This is a genomic window from Spirochaetota bacterium, from assembly GCA_038043445.1.
Classification (GTDB): Bacteria; Spirochaetota; Brachyspiria; order Brachyspirales; family JACRPF01; genus JBBTBY01.
In genome coordinates this window covers 13,942-30,032 of the sequence record JBBTBY010000149.1, presented here as the reverse complement: position 1 = coordinate 30,032, position 16,091 = coordinate 13,942, and the positions used below count along the sequence as shown (strand labels likewise).

Here is a 16,091-nt window from a genome sequence, read left to right as displayed (position 1 = left end):
ATCCGAGCGAAAACCCTGTCCGCTTCTCTCGGGTGAGCGATCGCTTTGGCCGGATCTATGCCGCAGAGACGGAACATCATCGTCATGCCCTGCACGCGGCCGTCCTCATCACGCCCGATAGCGAATGGTACATCGGCATTGGCAGCGATATCGCCGTCACCGGTCGCATCGATCACGATTTTTGCACGAATGGCTTTGCGCCCCGTTTTCGCATCGACAAGTACACCGCGGATAATGTTGTTTTCAATTATCGATTCAACCGCAGCCAGATGACATATCGTTCGAACACCGGCATCCTCAAGCAATTGATGGAACACCACGCGCATGCCGGACGGCTCGAATTCATGCGTTTCGGACCGTTCCGGATAATGGGGCAAACGATGCATTACCGGTCCGGCACGTTCTATCACTTCCTGTACAAGCCCGAATATAACCTGCTTTTTTCTGTCGCTCGTGTGCCAGATATTCACGAGCGCATTGGTCGCCTGACCGCCGACACTCGGCCAGCGTTCCACGAGCAATGTTTTCGCGCCGTGTCGTGCCGCAGAAACCGCCGCGGCTATGCCAGCGGGGCCGCCGCCCACGACAAGCACATCGCATTCGTATGCGACGGGAACCTTCTTTTCAGGCACGATGATATCCATGATAACTCCGCTTGGTCGAACATCGTTACGAACAATATACGGATGATGCGCCTGCGCTCCTATGCCCGATCATGCTGATCATTATCGCAGGTATGCTCTGTTACGGCGCGACTGATCGCGTCTTTTCGCGGTAGGCTTTCGGCGTAAGCCCGGTGATTCGTTTGAACACAGCGCCAAAATGGCTCTGCTGTACATATCCTGTTCTTGCCGCAATATCGCCCACCGTCATGTCGCCTGCGGAAAGAAGACGCTTAGCCGCTTCAATACGGGTGCGTATGAGGTGCTCGGAGAATGGCATGCCCGCGACATTGCGGAATATATGAAGGAATCGCGAGACGCTGAGCCCAGATCTCAGTGCCGCGTCAGCAGCACTGACGTCTCTGCCTTCATGATCTGCGATATAATCGATAGCGAGGTCTATCCTCTTATCACGGTTTTTCATGCGTTCGAGCAGTATCCTTCCGCGATTTTCAATAAGATATGCCGAGAGCACGGCGAGAATGCTCTTTATGTCATCAATGCGATATCGTTCCCGTGCGGGGACCTTCATCGATGCCCGTCTGCAGTCAGCGTACGGACAGCGCGTACTGCCACGAAGGGGGCCGGCGATGAGCGCACCATAATAGCGGCCGTCATCGGTGAGCGGTATGACAAGCTGATGCACACCCGCATGGCAGGGGATGACACCCGCGCAGGCACCGTTCAGTGCATTGAGAATATTCGCTTCGGTGTAGAACGCTTTGCATGCATCCCAGCGGCGATCATCGCTTTTCACCGCCATGCAGAACGAGTTCTCATGAATATGCAGTTCAGATGGAAGACCATCGATACCGGTCGCCCCGGATGCGTCCTTGTAGAGAATGCCGACACCGGTGATCGAAGAAAGTGCGCGAAGATGCGACGTGACTATGTCTTTCGGGGAATTTCCCATGTGTCGATATTACACGTGAGCCGGGGAGTAAAATCAAGCCAGTATTTACTTCATCCCGTGCCGGAACCCCGCGATGACAAGCGCACTCGAAACGTAGCCGTTCTTTATCGGCCGTTTGAAGCGCACGGCTATGTCGTTCTTTTCGGACAGGACTTTCACGGGTATGTCGATGGCAACGCTCGTCATCAAAGTCTCTATGCCTTTTGTATAAGAAAGCGGCATCGGGAACGTTTTGCCGTTGACCGTAAGCAGAGCATCCTCATCCGTGCCGCCGGACATGAGAATGCCGATACGTACGGTCGCATAGACCAGATCGCTTTTCTCCGGGAGTGTGATCTGGAATTGAGCGGCTGCCGCATCGATAGGGACCATGACTTTGTCGCCATAGCAGTAGCGTTCATGTATGGACGCTTCTCTCTTCGGTGCCCGGTCGAGAACGATCTCTACGATAGATGTTTCTTCCACTCTAAGCGGTATGGCAGACAACGCGGATACGGGTTCGCTTTCGACATATACCATCGTGTCGTCGGCGAAATACATCCGCTTTCTGGAAATGCGGGATATTTTTGCGCCGCCGGTTATACAGGAGAGATCTATCGTCGTATCGATATTATTGATATTGTTCATCGCCACACGAAGCGTCTTGCCGTCGAGAAAAGCATGCGTAAGAACACGCGGATCGGACGATCGTATCGGCACGCGTTCTCCCGTCACATCTTTCCAAAGGAGAAGCCAATCGAAATGTCTTGTTTTTTTCCATACTCCGCCGGAGACGATGCCGTCGTTGTCGCGGGTCCCGCCTTCATTATAGAACATGACATACGACCAATTGTCCCTGACATGTGCCGGGAACATGAACGGCACTATCTGCTTGAACCGATGCGGGCGTTCAAGGTATCTCATGAGGTACGTATTCTGGGGGCGCAGCCGGTACCAGCAATTGAGGTCTGAAAAGTTGCGTATCATCGCGAGCGCCCCGGCGCCCAAGGCGCCGTATTCCGTGACAAGGAACGGTTTTATCTCTCCAAACGTCGTTTGCAGATAGTTTTCCTTAAGGTCGTAGCATGCGTCGAGCTTCCCCTGACTGTAGAATCGTTTGCCGTTGACGAATTGCTCATCGTACGAGGAAAGCACCTCCGGCTCGTAGTTATGGAAAGAGAAGAAATCGAGCGACTTGAACGTTCTGTCGAAGAACGTTTTTATACCGCCCCAGCTCCATGCAGTATTGTATTCAAAATGTGTCGATGAAGAACAGGGGCCGCCGACACGAATGCCGGGTATGGCTGCATGCAAAGCGTCGGCGACCGTCGTATGAAAATCGGCGAGTTTTTCCCAGGCGTCGGTGTCCCAATGCCAGCACCAGTTCTGCGGCACATTCGGCTCATTTTTAACCTCAATATACGTCGGCAGCAATGCGGCTTTCTGTTTCATAGCGGCCAGCGCCTCTGCATACATCTGTGCTGCTGCTTCATAATTAGCCGGGGTTCCCGGATATTTTCTCCCTGTTACTTCCATAAAGGATGGTACAGAGTGGAACGCCAGCGTGAAGGGGATATCGGGAGTACGCTCCTGTATCCTTTTAAATAACGTTGTCTGGCCCCAGCGATCATTCGTCGCGATCTCTATTTTCATCCGTTCGATATCGATGAATCCGGGACGATTCGGGTCCTCTGACAGCGTCGTGCCTTCTTTGATGGACCATGTGCCGCGAGCCGGCACAAAGCCGAGGGCAAGGCATGCTTCGTGCGCTGCCGGAGGCGACCAGTGCGGCAGCGAGTATAATCTTCGATATACGAGAGGGTCGAATGCTGAAACGCCCTCGATCGAGCGAAGCGCCGTCGCCGTTACGATAACGCTCGCTCGTCCGATCGAACTTGGCGGCATTTTTTTGCGTTCCATCGAGCGGGGAATTCCGCTTGAGGTGAGTGCCAAGGTGACGCGAAGCTGTGCGGCGGCGGCAAGCGGAAGGGAATACATACCGTTCGAGAGAACGGGAATGCAGTCCCATGCAGTGATACGGAGGGAGCCGCCCGTCAATGAGAGTTGTTTGCCTGGGAGGGTGATCTTTTTGAGGTCTTTTTCGTCGGCACGGATCTCAAGGTAGTCGAACGCGGTCCATATCAAGGCGATATCGGCAGGGATGACCACTGCGCGCATGCCGTTGAGTTCGATCGCATTCGGTGTGAATACGATCTCTTTGATGAATTCCTCAAGGGTATTGATGTCCTTTTCGAACGGTGACCCATATTTTTCTGCGGCGTGCAGTATGCGGGTATGATTTGGATTCACGAGTGCTGCTCCGAATGCAAAAATAGATGCAACGACGATCACTATTTGACGCATGGAGAACTCCTCAGCTGTTGCACTTGAGAATATAGTAGATGTTCCTGTTTGTCGAGTACATGGAATAAATCCCTGTATTCATGCACATTATCCGCACGGAGTGCGGATTCCTTCTAGTACGAGAATGCCGGAATGATAGCCGCTGCGGAAAGCCTTTTCGCCGTCAATGTGGACAGGCATTGTGTTTGCACATCACTGTCATGCGCTCAATACTATTACGGCAATGCTTTCCACACTGCAATGCAGATCAATGCGATGCCCTTTACCTGTTGCCGATACACAGTTATTCCAGAGCAGTCGATCGAATGTACCCGCACGTGAGCAGTCGATCGAAACGGACGCATTCTGTGCGCAATGGTTGAAAACGAAAAGAAGCCGCTTGCCGCCGCATTCCATAACGCGGCAGGTGATGCCGTTGCCGCCGGATGTGATATCGACGCAGGGCTCTGCGCCGATGAACCGGATGAAATTCGGAACGCATTTCGGATCGCTTTCACGAAGCGCATGCATTCCCGCCGAGGGAAGCGACGCGAACGCGGTCATGCTGCCTTTCCCCCAGGCGCGTGTAACGGCGGCTGGTGTACCGTCGCTGAACGATGCGGTCGTTCTCCAAGCGTCAGTCATACGCAGATCGACACGCTGTTTTCCAACGGCGATGCCGCCGTGATCGGTCTGTATCGTATCCGTAGTGAAGATACGGATATTCCTTTCAAGAAGCCCTATCGTCGCATCCCATCCCTGGTTGGGGACTTTCGCCGCGGTAAACCCGTTCTCGTCATACAGCCCGAGTCCGCATTCGATGATAAGTCTTCCGCCGCGTTCGGCATACTCGAACAGTGCCTTCTTGAGCGCAGCGCTCACACACCACGGCTCCGGGACGTATATCATTTCGTACTGCTCCGTAATCGAACCGGGATATCGCAGAATGTCGCAGGGAACTGAGTTCGTGTAAAAAGCGGAGAACACTGCCTGAAAACCGTTATTATACGGCGCAATCTGCGTGCAGTTCGCCGCGAGATGACTGTCCATATCGTAGACAATGCCGTATCGTGCAGGGACACATCGTGCGTTCAGGAAAAGATCGTTCTCCGCGCGCACCGTTCCGATGAATTCAGCCGCCGCGCGGCTGCGGTCGGTATCCTCGCCGTCACGTTCGACAAGGCCCCATCCCGGTGCTTCGGAACCGAGCTTGCGCTCCGGACGGAACTGCCAGAACAATATCCCTTTCGCTTCATACGCAAGGGCCGTCCAGAGATTGAACGTCGTACGTCTGCCGTCGTACGATGTCTTTACGTTCGGGAGCATGTACGATAGGCCCCCGGAAAGTTCATCGAGCCAGAAAATCTTTTTCGCCTGTGCCGCGATGGAACGTTTTGTCTCAAGGCTGAGTGCGAATGTCGCGAAGGTCTCGGCGCGTTTATAGTTGTCATTGAACCATATTTCATGGCTGCTCGTCCCGTAAAAATCCACCGCATCGGCCATACGCCAGTCATCCCAGGGTATGTCCGCACCCCAGCCGATCTGTGTCGTGCCCGAATGCGAATGCGTCATGATAGGCGTATGCGTGTCCTCGGAGCGTATCGTGTCATATACCCAGCGCACCTGATCGCCGAGCGATCGCTGGCGGAAGTCGTTATACAGGAGCTGCGCCGCGACATCGGACTTGCAGTCCGGCGGGAACACCTCGCTCAGATCGGCGTAACATTCCACAAGATGTTCATTGAGCTTTTCTATCGTTCCGAAACGTTTTGCGAGGTATTCCCTGAAACGTGCGGCGGTATGCACATCGCCGCTTGCAAGCTTGTCCGGCTCATTCCATGCGTCCCAGACGTACAGCGACGGGTGATCCTTGTATCGCTTCGCAAGTGCGCGTATGAACGGTTCGGCTGTTTTGCGGAGAGCTGTATTGTCCCAGCACAAGCCGACACCGCCGAGAAAACGCTGCGCATACGCATGCTCGGTCATACGCCTTCCGTTCAGATCCGTCCATTGCGATTCGGGGAATTTCTGCACCGCCCAGAGCGGGCAATGATCAAGAATGATATTGATGACCACACGGAGATTTTTCCGCTGCGCCTCGTCCATGAGCCCGTCGAGATCGCTGAAATTGAATTTGCCCTCCCGCGGTTCGCCGTATGTCCACAGCGCCCATATCTTTATCGTATCCATGCCGAGTTCTGAGATATGCTTCATATCATCGGCCCACTCGGTTTTTGGCGGTACGACACGGTAATACTGCGTGCCGAATACGAATTCGTTCTGTATATCCTTCAACTGTGCTTTCATCGACTGCTCCTCGTATGTCTGCGGTAAAGGTAGCGGGCAAACCTCAGACAGACTATGCGAAAATTACGGTGAAGTATGCGCAATAGTCGTTTCCCCGTTCCTGCCGCGTATGATTGGCCGTCATGTGCGGTACGAACTTCTATATTCCCGCGGCGATGTGCCGGCTATGGTCTTGAATGCGCGGTTGAAATTGCTCATGTCGCCGAACCCGACGGCGAAACAGATATCCGATATGGGGTCGTCGGTATTCGTGAGAAGACGCTTTGCCGCGAGAACTCGTTTGACGATGACATAGCGTTTGAGCGAATGGCCTATGATGCGTGTGAAGAGCGATGCGGCATATGACGACGAGCCGCCGAATCTTTTTACGATATCGCGCATGCGTAATTCCTCGCAGTAGTGTTCGTCGAGGTACGTCATGATGCGGTACACGAGGGGGAAATGGCCTGTGTCGACGGTGATATTCCTTTCCGCAAGATGCGTCTCGAATCCGCGGCGCAAGATACTCAGGATCGCTTCGAACAGCGGCGTCACCGTCTGCTGCCACTGTTTTCTTTTCGCGGTATACTCGCCGAGGAGAAGCTCGGCGATCGTCCTGATCGATCGCTTTTCATCCGCATCGAGAGGGACGCGCCTGCGAAAATCCACGCCGGGCGCGACAAATGCCGCGAGGAGCGGCGCAGCATGCTCCGTGCCGAACAATGCAGGCCCGAATTTTATTGATAGAAGCGATATACGCCGTCGTGATACGATGGCATGTGTGTCGAATTGGTTTCCGAGCATGATGTCGTTTACGCCGAGTTCATACCGTTTTCCGCCGTTCACGACATGACCGCTTCCGCTCAGAACGATATCGATCTCGAAATACTCGTGGCTGTGCGTGCCGATATGTGAAGGAAGAACGCTCTTAACGATGACGAACGGGAAATTCGCATACGCCGCGATGCTGCCATTGTTGCCGGCGAATGCGGCCGCTATTCTCTTTCGCGGGATAGTTCGCTGCGATGCTTTCATTCCAGTAGCAATTGCCGTCATGGGGACAGTATAGGGTATCGATGTTCAATCGTCAACCGATGCATGCAATTACCTGCCCCGGCATGCACGTGCTGACGCGGCCAGCCCCTCTATAGCGCACGTGCTTTGTATCGTTCCGTTGAGTGAACAGCATCGGCCATTGCCCGCACATTTTCGAACGGTATGTCGGGGAGTATGCCCTCATGACTGGGGCTTACGATATAATTCGGGCCGAGCGTATCCATAAGCCGTTTTACTTCCTCCGATACATCTGATGATGTGCCTCGCGGCAGTAATTCCTGCGTGTCAACACCGCCGACGAACACGAGATCGTTCTTGTACTCGCGCGCGAGTGTTGCCGCATCCATGCCGCGTGTGGGCTGCAGGGGATGGAGTGCACAGATGCCGGCATCGATCAATTGCGGGATGATGCGGCTGATAGCGCCGCAGGAGTGCATCATGACCGGTTTGCCGAATTCACGTCCCACCGCTGCGAGCCGACGTATGCCCGGGAGGATGAAGCGTTCAAAGAGCTCGGGCGATATGATGACATCCTGCTGCGTACCGAGATCATTGGCAATGAAAAGCACATCGACATTGTCACCGGCGGCTGCAAGGAAGCGGCGATTCGCTTCGACGTAAAAATCCACGATATGCGCGGTCACTGCATCGACGACAGCAGGGTGCGTGTACATTTTAATGAAAAAATTCTCCATGCCGAAATAGTCGGATACGCGGTGAAAGAACGGACTCCAGAATCCGCTGAATATCGCCTTGTCGGCATGCGCAAGGATGCGGTCAATGGTCGAGGTAAAATCGAGATAGGAAAGAGAAGGCCATGGATGCGATTCAACCTCGCGTATCGAGTCGCATTCAGCGAAGCAGCCGGCCTCCGCGTGCGAGCCCTTTTCGCGGGTAACGCCGAGATAGGGGTTGAACATCGATTTTTTTTCGGGATGCTGGTAGGAAAACCATTCTGCCGAGATGAATCGGCATTCATCGCCGAGCTCGGTTCGTATCGTTTCCTCGTCCATTCCCGTCACGCTTCTGTACTGTGTCCAGGTGTCCGCATGGGGATTGCCTATCCAAAATCCCGGTGCCGCGGCGGTGTGGGCGAACAGCGAGCGTATGTGCTCTCGCTGCGAGGCTTGCTGCGTCATTGTACTATGCTCATTCATGGATATGTTCCGGGCATTACTTCCGTTTTTTCGGAATACTTCTCAACGGTGCGTATGATATCATCATACATGGCGGTATCGATGACATTGCCGACCATAACGTATACGCCGCGAGTACCGATAGCGTCGAATAGCGGTTCCAATTCTTCCGTTTTCACCCAGCGTACCTGCACCGATTTGCCCGCAGCGAGTATGCGCTTGTAGAGCGGATACCATTTTTTATCGCCGTTTCCCGGCTGTCCGGCACCAGCCATCCACTGTATGGCGTCGATCCCTTCTATAGTAAGGAGCGTATCGAGATGGCGCAGTGCGTCCACGCCGTCGAGGTGATACAGTGTATGATCAAGCCAGTCGGCGAGTGCGCTGAGTTCAGGCACTACAAACTCATCGAACATGTCCTGCGATATCATCGCAGAGAGATCGGACTGCAGGAGCGCAGTTTTCCCCGGCCCCCAGACCTCAAGCACCTGGCAGATGGAACTCTCGTCGGGAAGTTTCACGATGTCATATGCACGTTGATATGCATCGCGGTATGCTATGTCTATTTCGCACAATTTTTCTTTTACCCACGATGGTCTGTCGATAAAGTCCATCATGAGCGGTTCGCCGCGGAGATCGAACAGCGCATCGATGTCATTCATGAAAAGCGGCAGGCCTGCATAATAATTTCCGCCGCTTATCTCGACTTCGCGGCGCGCGACCGCTTCATAATTCCTCCACCAGCGGTTCTCCGGGGAGAATCGAAGCGGTGGATGTGTATCTGGATCATCGATGCATGGTGTGGTCCACGTGGTGTTCTCCTCGAAGAGCGGTGTGGCGCCGAGGGAATGCGAGAGGAGATGCATGTAATTGTCGCCGACCATCGAGGGGAGCCCGTCGCCGATAAAGCAGCGCTGTGAAAGAGTATAGCGTCTATGCTGTGCCGCCCATGACGGGTCGGTGAATTTTTCATCGACGCTTACAGCATCCGGCGCGGGCGTGATGCCGTCACGCGGCGGGCATGTGTTCGCCGGGCCATAGCATGATACAATGGGCCCTTTCTGCGCCCACCAATCGATGTAACGCTTCTTCGTTTCCGGCCAATTCGTTTTCCACAGTGTGTTCATGTTCATGAATCCTCTTTCAATATAATAGCGCAGCATCGCACACCGGGAAATGGACGAATATCCTGCTGCTATGCACTTTTTCCCGGCATTGCCGCAGCGGCATGGGTGATATATACTGCATCCATGCATACGGTGTATTCGTATACCGCCTCGGACGTCGACCCCCCGGCCACCATCTACCCCTCCATTCGGCGTATTGGTATGAGCTCGTTCGTGAATAATGTCCTCAATTCTGTTGTATTCGAGATGCGGAGTTTCGGGCATGTCGTTCTTTCGGCTCCGTTCAGGAATGTGACAAGCGAGATGCCGTACAATGAGCTTAATATCGTTCTCTCCGGAAAGGGGACGGTCGTATATAATAAAAAACGGTTCCTGCTCGTCCCCGGGGTATATTTTTTCCCGTCGGGGGGTGAACTTACCGCAACGCAGGATTCCCCGATGGAAAAGATCTTTTTCCAATTCCGGGCGCTCTATCACTCTTCGGAGATATTTCGCGGGGAAGAGCCGCGACACGCAGCATTCCCGAAGAACCGCCGGAAGCAGTGGATCGCCGCCGCACAGTCAGGGGATGTACTGCTTGCGAAGGGCGTACTTGCCGAGGTTGTTTCACTTTTTCACGCGTCGCTTGCTGATTCCCTGCGGTCGAAGCAGGAGCGATTCGCCGTGTATGAGCGCTTCTTCCGTTATGTACATGAGGTGCTTGCCGCTGATTTCAAGCTCGAGGCGATAGCTTCCGAATACGGCTTGAGCGCAAAACGATTCTGTGCGAAATTCACAGAGGCCATCGGCATGCCGCCGAAGCAGTATTACCTTCAGGAAAAAGTGAATGCCATCAAGGACCGCCTCGCCCGTTCCGATGAGACTATAGCCGCCGTGAGCGAGCGTTTCGGCTTTGCCGATCAATTCTATTTCGCGCGGTTCTTCAAAAAGATGACAGGTGCAACACCGACCGAGTATAGGGAATCAGCGCTTCTTAAAATTTGATCGATCGTATCGCGTTCAGATAATACTGAAAATTCGCCAACGGTACTTCAAGCGCTATCATATCGTCGAGCGTCGGAAAGAAACCGCCTTCGCGAATCAACGGCATGAGACGCTCAATCTCTGCGTCGATGGCGGAAGGGCCGGCGATAAGCGATGCGATGGAAATATTCCCGGCAAGCCGTAGCCCTTTGCCGTATTTTTTTCGAACGGCAAGTGCGTCCATGCCCGGGGCGCGCTCCAGCGGCCAGGTGCAGTTGAACCCCTGTTCCATCATTATGGGGAGCAGCGGATCGCATTGTCCCGCCGTCCACTGGCAGATGAGCGGCACGCTTCGTTCCTTGAGATAGCGCATGAGCGGCTCCATGTGCGGCACCCAGAACTCCCGATATATGTCCGGAGAGACGAGGGGCGCGTTCTTCGCCGCAATGTCTTCGCCGAATATGGCTGCATCGACATTCGTACGGTCAAGATACGGCCGCGCGAGGGCGAGGGAAAGATCGCACCAGTACGAGAACATATCGTGAATAAGATCGGGCTCTTCATAGAACGCGGTGAGGAATCGCTCCATGCCCATGCTGTAAAAACCCAGGCGCGTAAAGAACGGAAAGAACGTGATGGTGACCGGTTTGTCCGACGCATTGAGCGCAGCGCATTTTTTTTCTATTTCCGCCGCCGTGCCTATACGCCCGGGCGTATGCTTCGAGAAGCGCAGCGTATAGTCCTCCCAGTCGGCGCGGGTTTTTACCGGGTAATCGACATGTCCGTAAAATGTCGTCGGGTTTTTCTTGTGCCGCTTGACCAGCCCGCCGAGACGTGCGGTTTCGGTGTATGTTTCATCGTCCTCGGCGACGATCTTCTTCTCGAATGGAGGCAGAGGACCATTGCTCATCGGAACAACAGAGAAGCTGTCCATGCCGAAGTAGGCATCCGCTGCCGATACGATATCGGCAGGCAGTCCCTCGGCGCGCCAGCGCTCGAACACACCGCTTTCGGTCGGCTCCACATTGATGAGCGGCATACGGTCGACAGGCTCGTAATTCATCAGTTTCTGAAATCGTTCCCGCTGTGTCATTGTCTGCTCCTTTGTTCGTTTTTTTTATTCTTGTTCTTTCCTGCGCCTGCTCGCTGGACCGTTCGTCCGTTGAACAGCACCGTCAATCGCCGTGTGGTCGTATTGCCCATGAAACTGAGCGATAGTCCGTGCGGGGCGGACGCATCAATGGTGAGCGTATTGTTTTCGCGCTTCCATGATACACGGATGCCGCCATGCACCGTTACAAGCGTTCCGCGTGCGCTCGTGAGCCCGTCGATGCGCGGGCTTATCCGGAACGACGCATTGTGTTCCCCCGTTTCGCGTATGCCGAGTATGAGGCGCGGGAACCAATAGAGCGGCGCCGATGACCAGCCGTGCGCATGGCTTCGCGTGGGATAATCCTTCGGAAGCCAGCCGAACTGTCCGGCGAACGTCTCCCATGCGGTCGTCGCATCGAGCGAGAGCATTGGCGAGTATTTCTCTATTATCGAGGGGATGATCTTCTGTTCATACTGAAGCATTTCAAGGGTTTCGAAGAAGAACATGAGCGCATAGGGGGAGCCGAGTTTTACCTGTGCAGCGCGCGGGCGCAGCAGATTGCGTATCGCCTGCGGGAGTATTTTTTTCGATGCAACATGGAACAGCACCGACAGCATGCTCGTGTGTATGCAGCTCGAAGCGCTCACGGTGCCGTCATCGTGAATCGAATCCGGATACGAGCGTTTTTTCATATTCCAGAGCCGATTGATCCCCTTAGCAAGCCGCAAGCGATACTGTTTAAGAAAATCGATATCTTCCTTTTTGCCGAGGGCAAGCGCGCATTCCATGACGGCATCCGATGCGGCGACAGCGAAAAGGCTGTTGTAAAGGACGATGCGATGCGAAAAATCGATGTTCGTCCAGTCGAAAAAATTCCAGTACGGCGCTTCAAAGAGGCCGTTCTCATTTGTGAGCCGTTCCGCCGCGCGTATATTGGCGATGGCTGCCGGATATATCTCGCGGAGGAATGCATCGTCCTTTGACCAGCGATAGTATTCCCGTACGGATAGATTCCAGGAGAAGCTCACCGCAGGGATTATGCAGTCCCATGTCGACGGTACCTGACAGCCGACCATCGGAAGGCGACTGAGCGACTGCGCGCCGAGCCGAAGCGAACGCTTGACGATATCGGAGGCGCCGAACGCCGCAAGCGCGAACAGTGCTTCATTGCGTGCATCGCCCAGCCAGAGCACCTGCTCATAGAGCGGGCAATCGGTGAATGTGTCTTCCATACATAGTTCAAGGGTATGCGCCGATATTTCCCAGATACGATTGATACGCTCGTCGCTTGTGACAAATCGCTCGCGCCGCTTGACCGGATAAGCAGAGGCGATGAGCCGCACCGTGTGTATCGTTACCGGCGAGCGTTGATCCCGCACGCAGAGGAACAAATAACGCCCCGATCGGCGCTTAAGCGAGGTGAATCGATTCCGCCCTTCGGCACAGATATACCGCATGCCGTTCAGGTAATCGCCCGTGTGCTGTACAATGCCGTTGGCGGCGATATATTCAACGCCGAAAATATCGATCACAGTGCCGGCGGCGGCGGTCACATCGAATTCATAATAGCCGATGTGCTGAGCACCGAGATCGTATACTATTTCGACATCGCCTTCGGTCGACGGTGCAATGACCGTGCTTTCCGGTGTCGTATCGATGGCAGCTTCCGACCGTACGAAGAGACTTCTCGCATCACCGATGACGGAGCGCGACTGAAATGCAGCGGCAGGATTGACGAGGCACATCGTTTCATGCGCTATGAGCTTTATCGCTCCGCCGTAATTCGCGATAAGGCTATTTGTGTCAGCTGCGTTCGAGAAAAATCGGCTGACGGTGTCAGGGTATGAGGCGAGCAAAGCCTCACGCTCGGGCAGGCGCTGGCGTCCGTATGCGCCGAATTCGATGTCATCAAAGCGGTGGGCGCTTTCATCGAACGGGATGAACACCCATGGATTCTCGTGTGCGCTGTCGACGGGATTCGAGAACGAAAGTGCATTCTCTCCGGGGAATGATATTGACGTTTCTTTCCTATGAAGGAATGCATTGTAGTAAGGGGGCGCGCCGTAAATCGCGGCGGTGATGAGGTTCTTTCCTTTACGAACCCTATAACGGCCGTTCACGCCTTCACTACCGTTGACCATGATACGGTACAGGGGTGCATCGATCGATAATTCACGGTCTGTGTCGGATGTTATGACCGTTGCGACGGCGTGGGCAATACCCGTATAGAAATTACATTCGATGACGCCGGGGTGGCAGAGCCGCGCTGCGGGAAAAGTAAATGACGCGAACGGCCGGCGTACAACGGAAAGTGAATGAACACGGCGTATGGCTTTCGGCTCTTTCGTGAGGAGTGCTACATCGCGCACAACAAGCTCACGATACGGCCCAGCGCATGCACCGTAAAGAACACGAGCCGGAACAGATGATGGTATCACGCGCCGGGCATCGACTATCTCGAATGCTTCCATCTGTACCGATGCCTTCGGTGCATTCGTTACAAGCGGCGTATAAGGCGCGGTCTGCCATTCTCCATCAGTGCCGACAGTCATGTGTGAGCCGTCGCGTGCGGTAAGATCTATCTGCGCAAGTATACCGGGAGCAACCGATACGTCTTTCATTGTTCCGCAGCCATAAAATCGCGCGAGTATGCGTATCTCATTCTCGCCGGTTGAGAGATAATGGGTTATATCGATGACATCGTAACTTTTCTTCTCCGGCCAGCTTCTTGCGGGGCCGTCATTCACCCAAACGTCGTTTATAAAGAGGCGATACCAGCTGTCCGCGGTTACGGCGATCGATGCGGTATGTATATCCGGAACGCGTATCCGGCGTTCGGCGACTATCGCGTCATTATACGGCAGTGCTTCGCGTCGATCCCAGATCCACGATGCCTTCCAATCCATTGTGAACTCCCGTTTCATTTGTGCCCCAAATATCGTTCTGAATAGGCGATGAGGCCATGGAATATTTACCCGTTCGTATGGAGAATATCCTGCATGCGATAATCGTGCAATCGGGAAATTGTGCATATTGACGGTACTATCATGCATTCCATCGAGAGCAATCTGCGATTATCGTACTATCATCTATAATTATTCTGTGAGGTAGCGTCATGCCGGTAAAAATCGCGTTCATCGGGGCAGGCAGTCTCGGTTTTACCCGCCAACTGGTAGCGGACATTCTGGCGGTAAAGGAGCTCAACGATATATCGATAGCGTTCACCGATATCAACGAACAGAATCTTGATATGGTATATCAGATATGCGATCGCGATATACGGGCGAATCAGCTGCCGGCAACCCTCGTGAAAACAACCGACAGGCGCACGGCGCTCTCGGGGGCGAATTTTGTCGTCAATACGGTGCGCGTCGGCGGCCTTGACGCATTCGCTGCCGATATCGAGATACCGCTTTCGTACGGCATCGATCAATGTGTCGGCGATACGCTCGGCCCGGGCGGCATCATGTACGGACAGCGCGGCATATCGGCGATGCTCGCGTTCTGTAAGGATATACGCGAAGTTTCCGCAAAGGACGTTCTTCTCCTTAATTATTCAAATCCGAATGCGCAGATGACATGGGCGGCGAATAAATTCGGCGGTGTGCCGTGCGTCGGCCTCTGTCACGGCGTGCAGAACGGACATCGGCAGATAGCAGAAGCGTTGACCGGCTGGGCAAAAAAACACGGACAGCTGAAGAGTAACGAGACGATAGAGAAAAAGGATGTCGACATCATCTGCGCAGGGATAAACCATCAAACATGGTATATACAGGTGCGATGGCGCGGCATGGATATGACGCCGCATCTGCTCGAAGCGTATGAAATGAACGTGGAATTGTCGCGAAAGGAAAAAGTGCGCATTGACATGCTTCGCCGCTTCGGCTATTATTCCACGGAATCGAACGGACATTTGAGCGAATATCTCCCCTGGTATCGCAAGCGGCAGAGCGAGATAGAGAAGTGGATAGATGTGGACAATGTATGGGACAGGGCAGGCGGGTATCTGCAGGTATGCAGCGAACGGCGGAATTTCTTCGAGACGGAATTCCCGAAACTTCTGGCCGAGCCCCCGACGATATTCTCCCCTGAACGCCGTTCCGTCGAGCACGGCTCATGGATCATCGAAAGCATTGTCACAGGGCGTACGTATCGTGGCCATTTCAATATGATCAATAATGGATGCATCACGAATCTGCCGGCGGATGCCGTTGTGGAGGCCCCCGGATATGTGAATGCCTGGGGTATACAGATGCCGCCTATTGGCGACCTTCCGCTCGGCGCGGCGGCGGTATGCACTGCGAGTATATCCGTGCAGCGCCTGTCAGTTGAGGCAGCTGTTTCCGGCAACGACATGCTTCTCCGTCAGGCCATGATGATGGATCCGCTTACCGGCGCCGTTCTCGATCCCAATGAGATATGGCAGATGACCGATGATATGCTTATTGCCGGCGAGCGGTGGCTCCCGCAGTATACAAAAGCCATTGCAGAAGCGAAGACGCGCAAAGGAAGATCACAATGACGATGGAGTGT

General features: G+C 54.2%; 11 protein-coding genes. 2 read left to right on the top strand and 9 right to left on the bottom strand.

Translation table 11 applies throughout. The features are described from left to right. The 7 genes from AABZ39_19095 to AABZ39_19065 all read right to left on the bottom strand — a co-directional run. Positions 1-644, bottom strand: a 644-nt coding sequence (locus AABZ39_19095) for an FAD-dependent oxidoreductase (GenBank protein ID MEK6796888.1), incomplete at its 3' end; no start/stop codon positions are given. A gap of 100 nt (positions 645-744) precedes the next feature. Beyond that, positions 745-1,575 carry a helix-turn-helix domain-containing protein gene (locus tag AABZ39_19090; GenBank protein ID MEK6796887.1) on the bottom strand — a complete coding sequence of 277 codons (831 nt, stop codon included), beginning with the start codon at positions 1,573-1,575 and terminating at the stop codon, positions 745-747. A gap of 45 nt (positions 1,576-1,620) precedes the next feature. Continuing rightward, on the bottom strand, positions 1,621-3,918 hold the full coding sequence (locus tag AABZ39_19085) for a hypothetical protein (protein ID MEK6796886.1): 2,298 nt from the start codon (positions 3,916-3,918) through the stop codon (positions 1,621-1,623). Between the two features lie 198 nt (positions 3,919-4,116). Then, a complete protein-coding gene (locus AABZ39_19080) occupies positions 4,117-6,204 on the bottom strand; it encodes an alpha-amylase family protein (GenBank protein MEK6796885.1) in 2,088 nt (695 codons plus the stop codon). A gap of 120 nt (positions 6,205-6,324) precedes the next feature. Beyond that, the gene (locus tag AABZ39_19075; protein ID MEK6796884.1) at positions 6,325-7,218 is read right to left on the bottom strand and encodes an AraC family transcriptional regulator; all 894 of its coding nucleotides are present in this window, start codon (positions 7,216-7,218) and stop codon (positions 6,325-6,327) included. 110 nt (positions 7,219-7,328) lie between these two features. Continuing rightward, the gene (locus AABZ39_19070; protein MEK6796883.1) at positions 7,329-8,378 is read right to left on the bottom strand and encodes a uroporphyrinogen decarboxylase family protein; all 1,050 of its coding nucleotides are present in this window, start codon (positions 8,376-8,378) and stop codon (positions 7,329-7,331) included. 14 nt (positions 8,379-8,392) lie between these two features. Further along, entirely contained in the window at positions 8,393-9,508 is a 1,116-nt protein-coding gene (locus AABZ39_19065; GenBank protein MEK6796882.1) for a hypothetical protein, read from the bottom strand. A 195-nt stretch (positions 9,509-9,703) separates the two neighbouring features. On the opposite strand from AABZ39_19065, the gene AABZ39_19060 reads away from it, so the two are divergent. After that, on the top strand, positions 9,704-10,486 hold the full coding sequence (locus AABZ39_19060) for an AraC family transcriptional regulator (GenBank protein ID MEK6796881.1): 783 nt from the start codon (positions 9,704-9,706) through the stop codon (positions 10,484-10,486). Here the strand turns inward: AABZ39_19060 and AABZ39_19055 are convergent. Both AABZ39_19055 and AABZ39_19050 read right to left on the bottom strand, forming a co-directional pair. Next, the gene (locus AABZ39_19055) at positions 10,476-11,558 is read right to left on the bottom strand and encodes a uroporphyrinogen decarboxylase family protein (protein ID MEK6796880.1); all 1,083 of its coding nucleotides are present in this window, start codon (positions 11,556-11,558) and stop codon (positions 10,476-10,478) included. The two genes, AABZ39_19060 and AABZ39_19055, sit on opposite strands and share 11 nt — an antisense overlap. Continuing rightward, complete coding sequence (locus tag AABZ39_19050; GenBank protein ID MEK6796879.1) at positions 11,555-14,464, bottom strand: alpha-L-rhamnosidase N-terminal domain-containing protein; 2,910 nt, start codon at positions 14,462-14,464, stop codon at positions 11,555-11,557. The genes AABZ39_19055 and AABZ39_19050 overlap by 4 nt, the downstream gene beginning before the upstream one ends. 209 nt (positions 14,465-14,673) lie before the next feature. On the opposite strand from AABZ39_19050, the gene melA reads away from it, so the two are divergent. Next, the gene (gene melA / locus AABZ39_19045) at positions 14,674-16,080 is read left to right on the top strand and encodes an alpha-galactosidase (protein ID MEK6796878.1); all 1,407 of its coding nucleotides are present in this window, start codon (positions 14,674-14,676) and stop codon (positions 16,078-16,080) included. The last annotated feature ends 11 nt before the right edge of the window (positions 16,081-16,091 follow it).

Excerpts from the sequence above, each read along its gene's own strand:
- AABZ39_19060 (MEK6796881.1), top strand. The coding sequence starts at position 9,704 with ATGAGCTCGTTCGTGAATAATGTCCTCAATTCTGTTGTATTCGAGATG.
- AABZ39_19080 (MEK6796885.1), bottom strand. The coding sequence starts at position 6,204 with ATGAAAGCACAGTTGAAGGATATACAGAACGAATTCGTATTCGGCACG.
- AABZ39_19070 (MEK6796883.1), bottom strand. The coding sequence starts at position 8,378 with ATGACGCAGCAAGCCTCGCAGCGAGAGCACATACGCTCGCTGTTCGCC.
- AABZ39_19085 (MEK6796886.1), bottom strand. The coding sequence starts at position 3,918 with ATGCGTCAAATAGTGATCGTCGTTGCATCTATTTTTGCATTCGGAGCA.
- AABZ39_19065 (MEK6796882.1), bottom strand. The coding sequence starts at position 9,508 with ATGAACATGAACACACTGTGGAAAACGAATTGGCCGGAAACGAAGAAG.
- AABZ39_19055 (MEK6796880.1), bottom strand. The coding sequence starts at position 11,558 with ATGACACAGCGGGAACGATTTCAGAAACTGATGAATTACGAGCCTGTC.
- AABZ39_19090 (MEK6796887.1), bottom strand. The coding sequence starts at position 1,575 with ATGGGAAATTCCCCGAAAGACATAGTCACGTCGCATCTTCGCGCACTT.
- AABZ39_19075 (MEK6796884.1), bottom strand. The coding sequence starts at position 7,218 with ATGAAAGCATCGCAGCGAACTATCCCGCGAAAGAGAATAGCGGCCGCA.
- melA (MEK6796878.1), top strand. The coding sequence starts at position 14,674 with ATGCCGGTAAAAATCGCGTTCATCGGGGCAGGCAGTCTCGGTTTTACC.
- AABZ39_19050 (MEK6796879.1), bottom strand. The coding sequence starts at position 14,464 with ATGGATTGGAAGGCATCGTGGATCTGGGATCGACGCGAAGCACTGCCG.